Source organism: Algoriella xinjiangensis, assembly GCF_900115015.1.
GTDB classification, from domain to species: domain Bacteria; phylum Bacteroidota; class Bacteroidia; order Flavobacteriales; family Weeksellaceae; genus Empedobacter; species Empedobacter xinjiangensis.
Map to the genome: position 1 here is coordinate 1 of NZ_FOUZ01000016.1, position 17978 is coordinate 17978.

Genomic DNA, 17978 nt, shown 5'->3' on the forward strand with positions numbered 1-17978 from the left:
TTAAAATCGCTTGGATAAATTTTACGGATTCTTTTCATATATTAAAATTAAGGTTTTATGCTTAACTTTTACTCCCAACTAAGTTAGTATATCCATTAATACCAACTCCATCCTGTGCATAATTAAAGCTCAATCCAAAGAAAATTAAAAATATATTTATAAAGAAATTTTTCATTATTTTAACTATTTAGATAAGTTAGAGTTATACAATTAGTTCCATATCCTGTATATTCATTAGAGGCATTGTTTTCGTTACCTTTTTGTACAGTTACAGATATTATATCTCCTTTTTTTAATTCAATTAAACTACTTGTAGAAACACTAGCAGCAGCGGCAGAACTATTAGGTATAGAGCTTGATGTTTGCATATATTCTACCTCATTTTTCATTACTCTGTACGTGTATGTTGCTCTGTATGTAGGGCTTGATGCAGGTTTTTTTAAAGAAGACGAAAAGCTTATATGATATTTTCCTGTTTTTCCAATTGTTATTTTATTGTCTTTTACTAAAAAATTAGTTAAATCAGCAGCAGTCATTACATCAAATAAAACATCTCTTTTACTAACATCACCAGTACCTGAGTAACCTAATCCAGTAAATATATAGATAGAACTATCGGATGATCTGTCATATTTATCAATAATGAAGGATTCCCAATTAATACCATCCCAATAATAAAAACCATCCGCTAGACTAGGATTATTTTCAATAAATATCATATGACCTTTTTTTGTAGGATTAGTAGGAAAATCATTTGATTTTGGAATTAATATTCCATCTTTTTGTGATGGATTAGTTATAGAATAAGGTTCTATATGTAGCGTAGCTTTTGGATCATCTATGTTAATACCAACTTGGGAAAATAAAAAGCTTGAGATGAAAAATTGTATTAATAAAATTTTATTCATTGTATATATTTATGAGAAGTATAGTTGTATATGTTTTTTGAAATTGTAGTTTTTAAAAAAATAGGTAGAATAATTTTATTCTACCTAATAAGTATTTTTCATAGGTTAATTATGAATGTAGTAGAGGTTGCAAACTTCTATATTTATTGACAATACAACAAGAAAATAGGGATATTAATAGGTGTCTATTTTGTATCTATTTTTTTAATTTACTCAAAAAGAGTTTTTTATATATCAATAATGTAATTAAACCATATATACTAAATAGATTAAGAAGTTAAAATGGATATAAGATTTAACCATATAGGAGATAGAAGTACTATAGAAAAGTAAATTTCTATCCATATAATATTAAGCTAAACGATAAAAAAGTAAATAACCAAGCATACAAAAGTCATCCTTTGTCTTCTAAAAATAATTGTAAGTTTGTCAAGTGAAACTTTGGGCGACAAAATTAATTATATTTTTATACCTAACAACTTCAACACAATTCTCGCAATTGTATAAGTTGCCCATATTTGTGTCTCATTTTATCGAACACGCTCAGAGTGACGATTTAATTGATGAAATGGTTATATTTATTGTGCATCATTACGGTGGACACGAAGTTGATGAAGATTGGCAAACAGATCAAAAATTACCTTTTATAAACATAGAAATTGCACATATCGATCACAGTTATTTGCCAATTGTAATAGTAGAAATTCCTAAAATAGATAAAAAAGTTCTTCACGAACCTATTTCTTCATTTAATGAAGATCAAATCTACTCTTATTATTTAAATTCAATTTGGCAACCGCCAAAACAAGCGTAATATTTTAAACGATACATTTTTAAAACTGAGAATGCTCTAAATATTTTTATTTGGATCAGTTGCTTTATGCCTCATTTTTAGAATTAAAAATTATAGTTAATCATTTAAATTTTACGATGTTAAATAAAATCATTGATTTTTCAATCAAGAATAAATTCATCGTGGGCTTATTTACGTTTGCACTAATTCTTTTTGGTGCTTACGAAGTAACGCAATTGCCCATAGATGCACAACCTGATATTACATCCAATCAGGTTCAAATAATTACTGTAGCACCATCGTTCAGTGCAGAAGATATCGAACGATTGGTGACTTACCCTGTTGAGCAAGCAAACTCTAACATAGCCGGAATTACAGAAATACGAAGTTTTTCGCGCTTTGGTTTATCATTAGTAACAATTGTTTTTGATGATGATACAGACGTTTATTGGGCTAGACAACAAGTAAGTGAGCGTTTAACACAGGTAAAAGACGAAATACCAGATGGAATTGGACAACCACAATTAGGACCAATTTCTACAGGTTTAGGAGAAATTTATCAATATGTTGTACGTCCTGCCGAAGGCTACGAAGACCAATATGATGAAACCGAGCTGCGTACAATTCAAGATTGGATTGTTCGTCGTCAACTATTGGGAGTTCCTGGTGTTGCGGATGTGAGTAGTTTCGGCGGAAAATTAAAACAATATGAAATCGCTGTTGATCCACAACGATTGCACGCTTTTAATTTAACAGTAAATGATTTGTTTGACGCACTTTCATCAAACAATCAAAACACGGGTGGTGCATACATAGAAAAAGGTCCAACTTCTTTGTTTATTCGTTCCGAAGGCTTAATTGGTAAAGAGTCTGATATTGAAACTATTTTAGTAAAACGCTCTAAGAATGGAACACCAATTTTGATGAGAGATGTTGCTGAAATTAAGACTGGGCATGCTACGCGTTATGGCGCTATGACTTACAATGGAGAAGGAGAGGTTTCTGGTGCAATTGTAATGATGTTGAAAGGAGCAAATAGTAACGAAGTGGTAAAAAATGTTCAGCAACGCATCGAAGAAATTAAGAAAACATTGCCCGAAGGTGTTGTAATAGAACCTTTTTTGGACCGTAAAAAAATGGTTGATAATACCATTCACACAGTCGAAGTTAATCTTTTAGAAGGTGCTTTGATTGTTGTATTTATTTTGGTGTTATTTCTAGGAAATTTACGTGCAGGATTTATTGTTGCATCTATTATTCCGTTGTCTTTACTTTTTGCCATTATCATGATGAATCTTTTTGGTGTTGGCGGAAATTTGATGAGTTTAGGAGCTTTAGATTTTGGTTTAATTGTAGATGGCGCAGTTATTATTGTAGAAGCTGTAATGCATCAATTGGCACACAGTAAAAAATTTGGCTTAAACAATAAATTGACTCAAAACGAAATGGATAAAACCGTTGGTTCATCAGCAAAAAAGATGGTTAATTCTGCTGTTTTTGGACAAATTATCATTTTGATTGTTTATTTACCAATTTTCACTTTACAAGGAATCGAAGGGAAGATGTTTAAACCAATGGCACAAACAGTTGCTTTTGCTTTGATTGGAGCTTTTATTCTCTCATTAACGTATGTTCCAATGATGAGTAGTTTATTTTTGAGCAAAAAGAAAAAACTAAAAGAAAATATTTCAGATCGTGTAATGACGAAACTTGAAATTTTTCATCAAAAATATTTAATTAAAGCTTTAAAAGTTCGTGCCATTATTTTAGTTGTAGTGATGGCTCTTTTTGTATTCTCTGTGTTTGTAATGACGCGTTTGGGTGGTGAATTTATTCCTGCCTTAGAAGAAGGTGATTTTGCGGTTGAAGCACGAATATTACCAGGAAGTAATTTAACAACAACTATAGAGTATACAAATAAAGCAGCTAAAATCTTAAAAGAACGTTTTCCAGAAGTTGAAATGGTTGTTACAAAAATTGGTTCAGGTGAAATACCAACAGAACCAATGCCAATGGATGCAGGAGATATGATTATAGTGTTGAAACCTAAGAAAGAGTGGACGTCGGTAACTAATTTTCCTGAATTGGCGGATAAGATGACCAAAGAGTTAGAAAATATTCCAGGACTTTCTACAGGTTTTCAATTTCCGGTTCAAATGCGTTTTAATGAATTGATGACGGGTGCGCGACAAGATGTTGTTGTAAAAATATTTGGAGAAAATTTAGATAGTCTAGCTACAAATGCAGAAAAAATTGGAAAGATTATTAATACTGTAGAAGGTGCGCAAGATTTGTATATAGAACCAGTAAACGGAATACCGCAAGTCGTTATTGATTTTGACCGTGCACAATTGGCGCAATATGGTTTGTCTATTGGAGAAGCAAATCAAATTATAAACATGGCTTTTGCAGGACAATCAACAGGAAAAGTTTTTGAAGGAGAAAAACGCTTTGATTTAGTTGTTCGATTAGCAGATGATAAACGTGCTAATATTGATGATATTAAAAATCTTTTAATTTCTACGCCTTCAGGAACTCAAATCCCATTGCATCAAATTGCGAATGTTGCTTATAAAAATACACCAAATCAAATACAAAGAGAAGATGCAAAACGACGTATTGTTGTAGGTTTTAATGTGAAAAATAGAGATGTAGAAAGTGTTGTAAATGAATTACAACAAAAGGTAGATGCACAAATTAAATTACCTACTGGCTATTATACAACATACGGCGGTGCTTTTGAAAATTTAAATGAAGCCAAATCTCGTTTAGGTATTGCAGTTCCTGTGGCATTGATTCTCATTTTTGTTTTATTGTATTTTGCTTTTCATTCAATCAAAGAAAGTCTACTTATTTATACAGCGATTCCTTTGTCATCAATCGGTGGAATTTTATTTTTAGCTGCTCGAGATTTACCTTTTAGTATTAGTGCAGGTGTAGGGTTTATAGCTCTATTTGGAATTGCAGTGCTAAATGGAATTGTATTAATTTCAGAATATAATCGTTTGCGCAGCAACGGAATCAAAAACACAACCCGAATTGTTATTATGGGTACTCGAACGCGTTTGCGACCAGTTTTAATGACTGCCGCAGTAGCTTCTTTAGGTTTCCTACCAATGGCTTTAAGCAACGGTTCGGGTGCAGAAGTTCAGCGTCCTTTGGCAACTGTTGTTATTGGCGGATTGATGGGCGCAACACTTTTAACTTTATTTGTTTTACCAATATTATACGTTATGTTTGAACATATTCATATCAAGAAGCGTCGAAAAAAATCAACGCTTCCAACAACATTTATTTTAATTTTATTCTTAATTGGTTCTTTTACTCAAGCACAAGAACGTTTAACATTTGACGCTGTTCTTAAGTTAGCCGAAAACAATAATTTGGAAGTGAAACAAGCAGAATTAAATACACTTTATTATCAGAAAAATGTATTTTCAAATCGTTCGATTGGACCAACAGAAATCTCGACAGAATTTGGTCAAGTAAATTCAAATGAGTTTGATGAAAAAATATCGATTTCTCAATCGTTTCAATTTCCGATTGTTTTTAAACGTCAAAAGGCATTAAACGAACAATTTATAAAAGTATCTCAATCAAACGAACAATTAACCAAGAAAGAAATTAAACAACGTTTAGCTTCTGTTTATGTTTTGATGCAAAATTTAGAAGCTAAAACAGATTTATTAAAAGAAAATCAAGCAATTTATCAGCAATTTTTAGCAAAAGCTAATTTGCGTTTACAAAAAGGAGAATCAAATAAAAGTGAAGTTTCGACAGCAATTATTCAATTAAAATCAATTGAAAATCAATTAAAATTAGGAGAAACTGAAATTGAGAATGCGGCGCGCCAAATTCAGTATTTAACAAATTCTCCCACAAAAATTTATTCGGTAAAAGAACCAATTGATTGGAAACTTTTAAATGATTCAAATATTTCAACACAACATCCACTTTTGCAATTAGCAGAAGAAAATATCGAAACATCTTATCTTGAAGTTGAAGTGGAAAAATCGAAGAAAAGCCCAACTTTATCAGTTGGTTATTCAAATCAAAGCTTTTCTGATTTAGATAAAAATCGATACAATTCGTTTCAAGTTGGTTTGCAATTGCCTTTGTTTAATAGAGGAATTAATTCGACAATTGATGCCGCTAAAGTAAAAGTTGACTTGGCAAAACAAGCTTATCAAATTCAGACTTCAAAAATGCAGCAAGATTATGATATGCTGCGTAATCTAATTGTAACGTACGATGAAGTGGTAAATGATTTTGAACAAACACAACTTCCGGCAAGTGAAGATTTGCAAAAAACGATTAATAGACAATTGATTGAAGGTGAAATTAATTTTTTGGATTGGGTTATTTTGAATAATCAAATTATTGAAGTGAAATCAACTTATTTACAAGCCAAAAATCAACGCGAGCAAGCGTATGCATCAATTTCTTATTACATATCAGAATAACATGAAAAAATATAGTATAGTTCTTATTATAAGCTTATTTTTAGTAAGTTGTAGTAAAGATGAAAAACAAATAGAAGATCAGAAAACTGAAGAAACTTCTTCATCAATCTTAAAATTAACAGACTCGCAATTGAAAAATATGGCGATTGATACGGTTAGTTTTCGAAATGCGGTTTTGCCAACAACAATTCGTTTAAACGCAAAAACCGAAGTTACGCCACAAAATACTGTTTCTATTACAAATGCATTTGGTGGTTATGTAAAACGAATTGCTTTAATTCCGGGTAATTATGTCAAAAAAGGACAAGTTGTTGTGGTTTTAGAAGATCCACAATACATTCAAATGCAAGAAGATTATTTGACGACAAAAGCTTTATTAGAACAAGCAAATGCGGATTATTCGCGTCAAAAAGATTTGAATATAGAAAAAGCAGCAAGCGATAAAACGATGCAACAAGCAAAAGCATCTAAACAAACTTTATTTGTAAAAATGCGTGCATTAGAAGAAAAATTGAGACTTATGAATATTAATCCATCTTCTGTTTCGTTGAATAATATTCGTAGAACAATCAATGTTTATGCACCAATGAGCGGAATGGTGAGTGAAGTTTTTACCAATACAGGACAATATGTTTCTCCTGCGGACGCAATGTTAGAAATTATCAATCCATCAAGTTCTTTGCTTAATGTAAAAGTTTTTGAGAAAGATTTAGGCAATATACAAGTTGGACAAATTTTAAATGCATTTACTAATTCTAATCCAAATCAGAAATTGAATGCGCAAATTTCTGCAATCTCAAATGAAGTGAACGAAGATGGAACAGTGGATGTTTATGCTAAAATTACAAATTTGAATGGTATTCGTTTAGCGGCTAATATGTATTTTAATATAGAGTTAATTATAAATCAGCTTCGTGCAAATGTATTACCAGAAGAAGCTGTGGTTCATTTTGAAGGAAAAGATTATATTTTTGAACGAATGAATAAAAATCAATTCAAAATGATATTGGTTGAGGTTGGAGTTTCTTCTAATAAAATGGTTGAAATAAAAACAACAGTTAATACGAATAAAATTTATATTTCAAAAGGTGCTTACAATCTTTTAACTGCATTAAAAAATAGTGGAGAAGAATAAAAGAAAAATTGATTTTAATATGCAAAACAGCAACTCGTATGAGTTGTTGTTTTATTTTAAACTAAATAGGTACTTTTGTTGACAGTCTTTCTTCCTAAAAAATAAGCCTCCAATTAGAGGCTTATTTTAGGTTAATATGAAATTACTTTTCTAATACTTCTCCTTTAATTCTTAGAGATATATAATCATTTTCGGCGTTTACAGCATCTGTGTCAACAAGAAATGTTTTGCGAATAAGTCCAACAGTCATTTTGTATTTTACCACGATTTTACCTCTTTTACCAGGCATAATAGGATAATCTGGCTTAGTAAAAACTAAACAACCACAAGTAGATTTTACATTTTTAATAATCAAAGGTTGGTCACCTGTGTTTTCAAACTCAAATACACGAACTCCATCATCTTCTCCTTTTTTAATAAGTCCGTAATCGATGGTGTTGTCCTTTGCCATGAATTTTATTTTAGGACCTATTTGAGCAAAGCTTAATGTGGTTGATAATAGAAAAATAAAAACAGCTATTAATTTTTTCATTTTATAATTATTGATATTTAATATAAGGACGCAATTTATGAAAAAGTAAGTAAATTTTATCGATTACTTAAACTAATAAGTGGTATTGGTTTTTATTCATCCATCTATAAATGCAGTATTCAAGATATTTGAATACATATTTGCACTATAAATTTCTAACAGAAACAACATCATTAATTTTTTAAATTAGTATTCTATTTATTTTGAAGATATTCAGCAAGACGTTTTCGGGGCTTAGTTTAGGTACAAATAAAAATTTAACAGAAGAACTACCATTGAACTTTGTAGTTTCGCATCACTATTACAAAATCGTTTTTAACTGCTATTAGTAAATTAATGACCATTTCGTTTCAAGTATTTTTTTGGCGCATTATCAGTCAACCAAACACCATTGTCTGAAATGAGAAACTCGAAATTGTCGTTATACATTTTTTCAGCAAGTACATTAAATATAAAAGGTTTACCATGTCTTTGTGCAACCTTAATTGCTATTTTAATATCGCTTGATTGCTGGAAATAAATCGTAAAACTATTCTTCTTTTAGATTTTCTAAAATAAGAATAGTTTTATGAAGAAGTTTTATTTTTTAGATGGACGATCAAAACCAAATGTTTCGAGGCGATTATCTTTTTTATCTAAAATGATATTTTTTAAAATTTCAGCAGCAACCATAGAAAATGTAATTCCATTTCCACCATATCCCAAAGCAAATAATTTCTTTTCGCCTTTTTTCCAAGGTCCAATGTAAGGTAAGCCATCATTTGTGGAACTAAATGTTCCGCACCACGCCATTTCTGTTACAAAATCAATGTTTGGGTAAATATTTTTGAATTTTCTTTCAAGGATTTTTACTTTTTCTCGCAATAAATGATCTCTTTTTACGGGATCTTGAAAATCTTCATCTTCACCACCTACAATTAATCTGTTATCTTTTGTGGTACGCATATACAAATAAGGCTCCGCAGTTTCCCAAATCAAACTCTGATGTGGCCATACCATATTTTTATCGACAGGCGCAGATGCAATTGCATAAGTAGAAAGTAAATTCATTACTTTTTTTGGTAAAAACTGTCCTGCTTCAAAACCATTTGCGATAATAACATACTTACAAGACACAGTATGATTATGTTCGGTTAGTAGTTCGTAGCCATTTTTGGATTCTTGTATTTTTTCAATTTTAGTGTGCGTATAAATTTTAAGTTGATTTTTGGATTGATGATACTTTAATAAATTAATAGCGGCTTTATAAGCATCCATTTGTGCAGAAGTATCATTTTGTAAAGCTGCAATTCCGTCAATATTTTGATATTCTTTTAGTTGTTTTGCATCTAAAAAATTAATTGGTAACCCAACATCTTTTCGTATTTCATATTCTTTTTCTAAAAGTTCAACGCCTTGTTTATTGCTTGCTAAAAAAACGGTTGGGACACGCGTAAAATCAGCATCTAACTTTGTTTTTTTGAATACATTTTCAATTGTTGTAATTGCTTCTAAACAATTAAAATACGCATCAACTGCAATTTTTTCTGGCACAATATGTATTAGTTTTGATAAAGGTGTATCAATTTCATATTGTAATTGTGCAGTACTAGCAGCGGAACTACCTGTGGCAATCGTACGTTTATCAAATATGGTACAACTAATTCCAGCTTCGCACAATTCATGAGCAACCAAAGCACCTGTAATACCAGATCCAATTATAGCCACATCAGTTTTATAATTTTCTTGAAGCGGATGATAAAGATCAAAAAATTCATTTTTAACAATCCAAAAAGGTAAACCAGAATGTAAATCCATTTTTAAGTGTTTAGAAACTAAATATAATCAAATTAATTATTGATTATGAGTGGTTTGGTTTTTATTTGATCAAAACTTTAGGTTTTTGAAAACAGTCTTTTTGGTCTAAAATGAGTAGATTTAAGATATAATAGTAAAAACTAAAAACTACAATTATGGCAAAGTTAAAACGAAATGGTTACAAATTGAATTATGTAGATTATGGAAATAAAAATGGACAAGCCGTTATTTTGATTCACGGCTGGCCATTGAGTTTACAATCGTGGGAATACCAAATACCTAAAATTGTAGAAGCAGGTTTTCGTTGTATTGCGTATGATCGCAAAGGTTTTGGAAAATCTTGTGCCACATGGGATAATTATGATTATGATGATTTAGCTGAAGATTTAGCTGCTTTAATCACTGAATTAGAATTGAAAAATGTAGTATTGGTTGGATTTTCGATGGGTGGAGGAGAAGTAATACGTTATATTTCAAATTATGGTAACGATAATGTTGCAAAAATAGCTTTGATAAGTTCTATAATTCCATTGGTTAAACAACATGATGACAACAAAGATGGTGTTCCTCAAAAAAATTTAGATCAAATTTTGGATCAACTTCAAAATAACCGATTAGATTTTCTTCAAACTTTTCATAAAGGATTTTATAATTACTCATTACTGCATAAATCAGTTAATCAAGCCCAATTAGATTTTGATTTTTCAGTTGCATCTTCTGCTTCGCCAAATGCAACAATAAAAGCAGCATTGGCATGGATGGATACAGATTTTAGAGAAGAATGTAAAAACATTGATGTACCAACTCTAATTATTCATGGAAAAGCTGATCAAACTGTTCCAATTAGTACAGCAGGAAATCAAGCAGCTGAGTTAATTAAAAACAATATATACATCGTTTATGATGATGCGCCACATGGTTTAAACATAACACACAAAGACCAGTTGAATAAGGATTTGGTCGAATTTTTACTTTCTATATAAAATTAAGATTAGTAATAAGAAACAAGATAGATGATGAAAAAGAATAATAAAATAGTAACAAGTTTAGCTTTGGCTGGTTTGGGAGGACTTTTCTATTTATGTTTAAATAAAAGGAAAGTTAAAATACCTAATTATGTAGAAGTAATAGAAGATTTTGATACAGAAAAATACATGGGAAAATGGTACGAAATAGCCCGAATAGATTTTAAGTATGAAAAGAATTTGAAAAACGTGTCTGCTACTTATTTACTTAATAAAAATGGAATAATAGAAGTACATAATCTTGGATTTGATTATATAAATAATAAATGGAAAGATGCAAATGGTAAAGCAAATTTCAATGGAGAGATGGATAAAGGAGCGCTAAAAGTTTCCTTTTTCGGACCATTTTTCTCAGGATATAATATTGTTATGATGGAGCCTGATTATGGAACAGCATTAGTTTTTGGAGAAAATCATGATTATTTATGGATTCTTTCACGAGAAAAAACAATATCTACAGACATAAAACAAAAATACTTGAATTATGCACAAGAAAAAGGCTATAATACAGCTAATCTAACGTGGACTATCCATGATTAAAATAATGATAAACTATAATATTTGAGAAAGGTTATTTAATTTTAAATAACCTTTTTTATATGCAAATAATTCTATTATTTTCGAGTAGATTTAATTGCCAAGGCAATTAACACAGGTTGAAAAAATAAGCGTAGTAAACGTTTATTATCTGTATTTAATCCAAAACCATTGCGGCGATTTTTATATTGCGCCCAATTGCCTGGGAATACAGCTCCAAAAAAAGTAGCAGTAATATTTCCTACAATTTCTTTGTCCTTTTCAGGCGTTAAAATCAGCGAACTACCCAAAACAATTTCCGCAATACCAGAATAAACAACCGTATCATCTTTATCTAAAGGCACCCAATTAGGAACTTGTGCTTTAAATTCTTTTCTCGCGAATGTTAAATGGCTTATTCCTGCTAGTACAAGAAAACCTCCTAATGTATATCGTGCTATATTTTTTGATTTTTCTGTCATGATTAAATTTTTTATGGTTAATTATAATCATGAAGAGAAATTACCATACCAAACATTTTTTCAGTATGTTAATAATTTTTAAAAGAGTTTTATTTCAGTTAATAGATTCGTTTTTGATTGGATAAAACTAAATCTAGTTCTAAAAATTTTTCTTTCATTGTGCTTAATGCGAATGCCGCCGCAGAAGCAGTAAAAACAGAAAAATCAAAAGTTGCTTTAATACCCGTAGAAAAAGTCATAGATAAGGCAAAAATTAATAGTAGAAAACCACTAATTTTAGCAAAGGTTTCGGTTTTGTATCCTATCAAAAGAAAAACTGGTAAAACTATCTCGGCTACAGTTGCTATAATACCGACAGGTTCTATTAAGTTTTCGGGAATTACGGGATTTATTATTTTTGTATAATCTAAAAAGTTTTCCCAATTTCCCCATACGGCAACTTCTTTATTCCACATTCCAAATCGATCTGCTACAGCTGATAGAAATCCGATTGAAATAGAAAGGCGTAAAAAAAGTTTGATTATTTTTTTGCTCATCTTGATAGTTCTAATTGTTTTTTAAAGATAATATTTTATAAAAACAAAATGCACTTCTATTGAAGTGCATTTTTATTCTATTTTTAGAAATTTACTATATTACCATGGTAACATGCATTGTATATATCTTTCAGCTCTTGTACTGTTGGCGTTCTTGGATTAAAACCAGTACATGGATCTAGAAAAGCATTGTTTGCAATGTAATCTAAATTTTTATCCCAATCTTCTAAAGTAATTCCAAAATCCTTTATAGTAGCATAATTATTTACATCAGATCTTAAAGTTTCAACTGCTTGAGCTAAATCTTCGGCAGTTTCTTTTCCAATTACTTTTGCAAGATCTGGGAAACGTTTTGAAACTTTTTCATTATAACGAATCACATTTGGTAAGAAAATAGCATTAGACGCACCGTGAGGAATACCATAAAGTGCACCAACTTGATGAGATAATGAATGAACAATTCCTAACCAAGCATTATTGAATGCTAAACCAGCCATAAAAGAAGCATCGTGCATGTTTTGTCTTGCATTGATGTTTGTAGGATTTTTTACAACTTCTTTTAAGTTGTTAAAAACGATTTCTAGTCCTCCTTTTGCTAAAGCATCAGCATAATTATTTTCGATATTAGATACATAAGCTTCAACACAATGTGTTAAAACATCAAGACCAGTATTCGAAGTTACATGTGCAGGCATAGAAGCACAAATTTCACCATCTACAATTGCAATATCTGGCGTCAATTCATACGATACAATAGGATATTTAACTCCTTTCTCTCTGTCAGTAATTACAGCTAATCCTGTTGTTTCTGTACCAGTACCACTAGTTGAAGGTATTGCTATAAATTTTGCTTTGTTACGTAAAGTAGGTACAGTAAATGGTTTGATCATTTTTTCAAAATCCGCGTCAGGATATTCATAAAAAACCCACATTATTTTTGCTGCATCAATTGCAGAACAACCACCTAAACCAATTATCCAATCTGGTTGAAAATCTTGCATTAATTTTGCTCCTTTAAAACAAGTTGCAGATGAAGGATCTTCTTCAACTCCATCAAAAATAGCTGATTCTATTCCTGCTTCTTTAAGAAAATTTACTGTTTTGTCTAAAGTTCCATTATTACGCATAGAGCTACCACCAGTAACAATTACGGCTTTTTTACCATTAACGTTTTTTAATTCTTCTAAGCATCCTATTCCGTGAAATACTTCTCCTGCTATAAATAATTTACTCATTTTATTTTATTAATTTATATTGCAAAATTAGATGAGTAGAATGATGTATAGATTATAAATATAGGCCTATTGCTTGTAAATTTGAGAAAGCTCTTCTTTCAATTCGCTTGGTGTTTCTTTTAGTTTTGTATTTACAAACTTGTTTAGAGCAGATGGAGAATCGAAGCCTAAATCAAAAGCAATTTCTTTGTGATTTTTTCCAGAAAAGACAAGAAGTCGCTTAATTTCTGTCAAAAGTCTTTCGTGTATAATATTTAGTGCAGTTTTAGATGTTTTGCTTTTACAAATACTATTCAGTTTTTTAGTTGTTATATTTAATGCATTTGCATAATATGTTACGGTTCTTTTTGTTTTATAATCAGCTTCTATTAATGTTTTGAATCGTACAAAGTAATCCAGTTGATTTGTTGTTTGAGAAGTATCAATTGTTTGATGCGCCATTTCAATAATTTCCAATAACATTATTTTAATATAAAAACGTATTTGTTCTTTTTTAATGGCAGATAATTCCTTATAAAAATTCACAATTTGAATAGCGTAATCCAAAATTTTTGCATGTGCTGTATCGCTTAATTTTACATGATTTAATTTGTTAATCAAATCATCATTATAAGCAATTAATTCGTTTTTTAATAGATCTGAACAAAACAAAACTTCGTCAAATTGTATCACAATTCCCTCTGTATCTTTATTTATTGTCATTGCATTTATCTGATGAAGAAAAATTACTGATAGATAATTGGAAGTTAAATTTGTTGTTTTATGCTCTATTTGCTGAGTTAATGTTCCTTTTGTTAGAATAATAACTTGAAAATAATCACTTCTATGTAGTTTTTCTTCTTCTACACAATGTTCGCCTTGTTGTAATTCGTAAATATTAAAAGATAAACATGGACTATTTTTGGTTTTGAAATATTTTTTTAGCGAGTAGTCTAAAATTTCCATATTATTTTCTTATAAAAGTTAATTACAAAAATAGACGAAAATTAATTAATGTCTTTTTTTAATTAATACATGATAATTTTTGAAAGTGTAATATTGCTTAAACAATCAAACTGAATTTATATGATGATTTTATATTTGTTTTAATTCTTATTCATAAATGGATTGTCGGTTCTGTCGTGATTTACCCAAATTAATTTTGACGTGTCGTAACCAATTTCTGTTGCTAGTTTTAAATATTTGGTTTTAATGTCATTAGGAATTTCTTTTGTTCGAGATAAAATCCAAATATAATCTAGATTTTTACCAGCAATCAAAGCATATTGATAATTTCCGTCCAATGAAATCACATTATAACCCGAATAAAATGGTCCAAAAAAACTTACTTTTAATTCAGCGGTATTCTTATCGCCTCTGAATTTAGCAATACCTTCCGCTTTCGTCCATTCTTTTTTAATGAAATTGTAACCGCTATTTAATACGTTTACATTTCCTTTTTCGTTCAAACTATATTGAGCCGAAACATTATCCAAATCTTTCTCAAAACGGAAGTCAAACCGAGCGATTTCGTACCAAGTTCCGAGATATTGATTGACATCAAAGTTCTCAACTCCTTTTGTTTTTTTTGGAATGGAACTGCATGAATTTAAAAGAGCTACTATTCCAATTGAAAGGACTGTTATTGAAATTATATTTATTGTTTTCATGATTTGTTTGTTTTAATTTTTTTGAAAAAATAGATGACTAACAAAAATTGAGTATAACCATAGACTGCATCTTCAATAGGAATGGTTAATAGTCTAATTCCTGAAAAATCTTTGGGATTATAATTCACAATAGGTGACTCCAAACCTGTACCTGTTAATACACCATTTACAGGAAAAAAACCGAGCATCAAAACGGTATAAATAAGTGAGGCTTTGCTGATCCAATCTGCTCTGGCAATAAAATGTAAATAAATCACTGTCAACATCGTAGCTAACGCGGTTACTAATGTATATATTTTGTCGTGATGAAGTAATGCTACAAGCGCACAAACGATTACGGTCGCAAAAACAATCATATTATTAAAACCTGAAAGCCAATCTAATTTGAAAAATTTATCAAAGCAATAATACGTGAACACACACGAAAATGGAATACAGATGAAAAATAACCATTCTTCAATCGGTAATCCTGCGATCACAATTCCAAGTGTATAATCTGTATTAAACCACCAAACGCCTTTTGATGTAAACCAAACATCCCAAGCGATGAACGGAATTGCAACCAAAATGGCAGCTTTGATAAACGCTCCAAAATGTTGATTGAAAAGCAAACGTTTGTCAAATGAAGCGATGAAGCAAATGATAATGGTGAAAAACAATATCAAAGTGTAAGTATATTGAATCATTTTTTATCGGGATTAAAATACATTTTAAAATATTTGATTGGTACATATAAAAAACCAAAACATTCACCTTGTTCTTTCGTAATATGCTTGTGATGTTGCTTGTGCGCTCTTCTCAATGCTAAGAAATAAGGGTTTTTCGTTTTCGTGAAAATCTTAATTCGTTGATGAATAAAAATATCGTGAATAAAAAAATAAGCCATTCCGTAAAGCATAATTCCCAATCCTATGAAAAATATATAATTGAAGTTTTCTAACGACCCAAAATACATTAATGCAATCGTAGGAAGCGCAAAAATGACGAAGAAATAATCATTCTTTTCAAGCTCGCCTTCTTTGCTGTGATCATGATGATCTTTGTGCAAAAACCATAACAAACCATGCATAATGTACTTATGAATGAGCCAAGTAGCGCCTTCCATCAGTAAAAATGTAATTATTGTGATTAAAAAATTCATTTTATTTTTTAATAGTGTTAAACATTTTTTCTAAAACGGAATATCGAAAATCAAAAATAGCGACTAGTTTTTTGTGAACAAAAACGCGATGTGCAATGTCACCAATCATTCCAAAAGGTAATTCATAATCAACCGTATCCTTTATTAATACGCCTTTTTCATTAGGAATAAATTCATGAAAATGATTCCAATATTTATAAGGGCCTTTTTCCTGAAAATCTGTAAAACTCTTTCCTTCATCCACCTGACTGATTCTTGTTTTCCATTTCATCGGAATATTTAATATTGGAGAAACAGTATAATCTATCATCATTCCTTCAAAAATTTCTTTATCATCAACATTTGATAATACCGTAAAAGCCATGTCTGGTGGTGTTATTTTTGAGAGATTTTTGGGAGATGAGAAGAAATGCCATGCAGTTTCTACATCACAATTTAATTGTTGTTCTCTATATAATTGATAAATCATTTGTTTGATTTTAAAAGTGCATCTATATTTTTTTCTAAAATATCAGAATTAATTTTGAGTCTATTTTTTTCGATAAATGCAATATCTTCATTGATATTAGATTTATAGCCTAAAAAATGCGGAATATTTTTTTGAATAGAAAGTCTGATAAATCTTAATTCTATATTATTAGGTTCTAAAAGAATAGCTTGTTCAATGTTTTTCTTTCCTTTTTTGAATGTGCTAAATTTATTAATCGGACTAAAAACATGATTCGCCCAAATGGTTTGCACGCCGCCTAAATAAGCTAAATGAGTGGGCGAATTGTTTTTTGTTTTGACTAATTCGCTCATCATTTTTTTGCAAATTTCCTTATCTGACATGGCTTTGCTATAATTTTCTCTCAACAAATTTAAATCTGGAGTGATAAAACTTGCCATGAAAAAAAATAACAATATGCCTGAACCAAAGGATTTGATCATAAATAAGCTGTTTTGTACCTCACATAACTTTTTAAAGCCACAAATGCTTTTTCAGAATTAGGAATACGAACTCTATTAGTTAAGATATCATTTGATGATTTTCGTTTTATTTTTTGAAATAAAGACAGGTAATATTTATAGGCTAAATAGACTCCAAACATAGACGAATTTGGGAGTTTCTTAATCCCTATTAGTGCTTCTTTAAATTCTAGTTCTATTTCCTTTTCAATTTGTTTTTTTACATCATTATCAAATACACCCATATTGATATTCGGAAAATAAGTACGACCCAAAACTTTGTAATCATCTTTCAAATCTCTAAGAAAATTAATTTTCTGAAAAGCTGAACCTAATTTCATTGCATAAGGTTTTAGTTTTTCATATTTTTCCATATTTCCGTTCGTAAAAACCTGCAAACACATCAAGCCAACAACTTCGGCCGAACCAAATATGTACTCTTTATATAAATCTGAATTATAATCTATTTGGTGTAAATCCATCTCCATACTATGCAAAAACTTATGAATAAGCGTTTTGTCAATTTTGTATTGAAGTACCGTTTGTTGAAAAGAATTTAGAATTGGGTTGAGTGAAATTCCTTCTTTCAAAGCATCTTCTGTTTCTTCTTTTAGTCTATTAAGTAAGTTTTCTTTATCGTATCCATGAAAACTATCCACGATTTCATCAGCCAATCTTACATATCCATAAATCGCATAAATCGCAGTACGAATAGACGGACTTAGCGCTAGAATACCTAGGGAAAAACTTGTACTATATTTTTGTGTTGTAATCTTACTTACTGCGTAAGAAAGTTCGTCGAATAGATGCTTCATGAT

The 17978-nt window shown here is 30.2% G+C and carries 19 protein-coding genes; 5 read left to right on the forward strand and 14 right to left on the reverse strand.

The genetic code is table 11. The features are described from left to right. Nucleotides 1–179 precede the first annotated feature (179 nt). Nucleotides 180–908, reverse strand: coding sequence for a hypothetical protein (locus BM072_RS13760; RefSeq protein WP_092909646.1), 729 nt, complete (start codon nt 906–908; stop codon nt 180–182). Nucleotides 909–1428: 520 nt separating this feature from the next. On the opposite strand from BM072_RS13760, the gene BM072_RS13765 reads away from it, so the two are divergent. The 3 genes from BM072_RS13765 (at nt 1429) to BM072_RS13775 (ending at nt 7299) form a co-directional block, all read left to right on the forward strand. Next, complete coding sequence (locus BM072_RS13765; protein ID WP_092909652.1) at nt 1429–1722, forward strand: hypothetical protein; 294 nt, start codon at nt 1429–1431, stop codon at nt 1720–1722. Nucleotides 1723–1838: 116 nt separating this feature from the next. Further along, nucleotides 1839–6164: a CusA/CzcA family heavy metal efflux RND transporter gene (locus BM072_RS13770; RefSeq protein ID WP_092909893.1), complete on the forward strand. Its 4326-nt coding sequence runs from the start codon at nt 1839–1841 to the stop codon at nt 6162–6164. 1 nt (nt 6165) lies between these two features. Continuing rightward, nucleotides 6166–7299 carry an efflux RND transporter periplasmic adaptor subunit gene (locus BM072_RS13775; RefSeq protein ID WP_177190323.1) on the forward strand — a complete coding sequence of 378 codons (1134 nt, stop codon included), beginning with the start codon at nt 6166–6168 and terminating at the stop codon, nt 7297–7299. Between the two features lie 142 nt (nt 7300–7441). Here BM072_RS13775 and BM072_RS13780 read toward each other — a convergent pair whose 3' ends face one another. From BM072_RS13780 to BM072_RS13790, 3 genes are all read right to left on the reverse strand, one after another. Beyond that, nucleotides 7442–7750: a DUF1573 domain-containing protein gene (locus BM072_RS13780; RefSeq protein WP_338061016.1), complete on the reverse strand. Its 309-nt coding sequence runs from the start codon at nt 7748–7750 to the stop codon at nt 7442–7444. 414 nt (nt 7751–8164) lie between these two features. Beyond that, on the reverse strand, nt 8165–8353 hold the full coding sequence (locus BM072_RS15620; RefSeq protein WP_338061017.1) for an RNA 2'-phosphotransferase: 189 nt from the start codon (nt 8351–8353) through the stop codon (nt 8165–8167). Between the two features lie 57 nt (nt 8354–8410). Then, nucleotides 8411–9628: an NAD(P)/FAD-dependent oxidoreductase gene (locus BM072_RS13790; protein ID WP_092909664.1), complete on the reverse strand. Its 1218-nt coding sequence runs from the start codon at nt 9626–9628 to the stop codon at nt 8411–8413. A gap of 155 nt (nt 9629–9783) precedes the next feature. On the opposite strand from BM072_RS13790, the gene BM072_RS13795 reads away from it, so the two are divergent. Continuing rightward, nucleotides 9784–10611, forward strand: a complete 828-nt coding sequence (locus BM072_RS13795; RefSeq protein WP_092909668.1) for an alpha/beta fold hydrolase — start codon at nt 9784–9786, stop codon at nt 10609–10611. Nucleotides 10612–10644: 33 nt separating this feature from the next. After that, nucleotides 10645–11193, forward strand: a complete 549-nt coding sequence (locus BM072_RS13800; protein ID WP_092909899.1) for a lipocalin family protein — start codon at nt 10645–10647, stop codon at nt 11191–11193. A 74-nt stretch (nt 11194–11267) separates the two neighbouring features. On the opposite strand, the gene BM072_RS13805 is transcribed toward BM072_RS13800, so the two are convergent. From BM072_RS13805 to BM072_RS13850, 10 genes are all read right to left on the reverse strand, one after another. Further along, nucleotides 11268–11651 (reverse strand): DoxX family protein, encoded by a 384-nt coding sequence (locus tag BM072_RS13805; protein ID WP_092909673.1) that lies wholly within the window; start codon nt 11649–11651, stop codon nt 11268–11270. Nucleotides 11652–11749: 98 nt separating this feature from the next. Beyond that, complete coding sequence (locus BM072_RS13810) at nt 11750–12187, reverse strand: DoxX family protein (RefSeq protein ID WP_092909675.1); 438 nt, start codon at nt 12185–12187, stop codon at nt 11750–11752. Between the two features lie 83 nt (nt 12188–12270). Then, complete coding sequence (locus BM072_RS13815; protein WP_092909679.1) at nt 12271–13422, reverse strand: iron-containing alcohol dehydrogenase; 1152 nt, start codon at nt 13420–13422, stop codon at nt 12271–12273. Nucleotides 13423–13488: 66 nt separating this feature from the next. After that, nucleotides 13489–14367 (reverse strand): helix-turn-helix domain-containing protein, encoded by an 879-nt coding sequence (locus tag BM072_RS13820; RefSeq protein WP_092909684.1) that lies wholly within the window; start codon nt 14365–14367, stop codon nt 13489–13491. Between the two features lie 140 nt (nt 14368–14507). Next, a complete protein-coding gene (locus BM072_RS13825) occupies nt 14508–15071 on the reverse strand; it encodes a lipocalin family protein (RefSeq protein ID WP_092909687.1) in 564 nt (187 codons plus the stop codon). Then, entirely contained in the window at nt 15068–15757 is a 690-nt protein-coding gene (locus tag BM072_RS13830) for a lycopene cyclase domain-containing protein (RefSeq protein WP_092909690.1), read from the reverse strand. The genes BM072_RS13825 and BM072_RS13830 overlap by 4 nt, the downstream gene beginning before the upstream one ends. Then, entirely contained in the window at nt 15754–16212 is a 459-nt protein-coding gene (locus tag BM072_RS13835; protein WP_092909694.1) for a sterol desaturase family protein, read from the reverse strand. The genes BM072_RS13830 and BM072_RS13835 overlap by 4 nt, the downstream gene beginning before the upstream one ends. Before the next feature lies 1 nt (nt 16213). Beyond that, nucleotides 16214–16681 carry an SRPBCC family protein gene (locus BM072_RS13840; RefSeq protein ID WP_092909701.1) on the reverse strand — a complete coding sequence of 156 codons (468 nt, stop codon included), beginning with the start codon at nt 16679–16681 and terminating at the stop codon, nt 16214–16216. Then, entirely contained in the window at nt 16678–17142 is a 465-nt protein-coding gene (locus BM072_RS13845) for a hypothetical protein (RefSeq protein WP_092909705.1), read from the reverse strand. Before BM072_RS13845 ends, BM072_RS13840 begins: the two co-directional genes overlap by 4 nt. Beyond that, nucleotides 17139–17975 carry a phytoene/squalene synthase family protein gene (locus tag BM072_RS13850; protein WP_092909710.1) on the reverse strand — a complete coding sequence of 279 codons (837 nt, stop codon included), beginning with the start codon at nt 17973–17975 and terminating at the stop codon, nt 17139–17141. The genes BM072_RS13845 and BM072_RS13850 overlap by 4 nt, the downstream gene beginning before the upstream one ends. Nucleotides 17976–17978 lie beyond the last annotated feature (3 nt).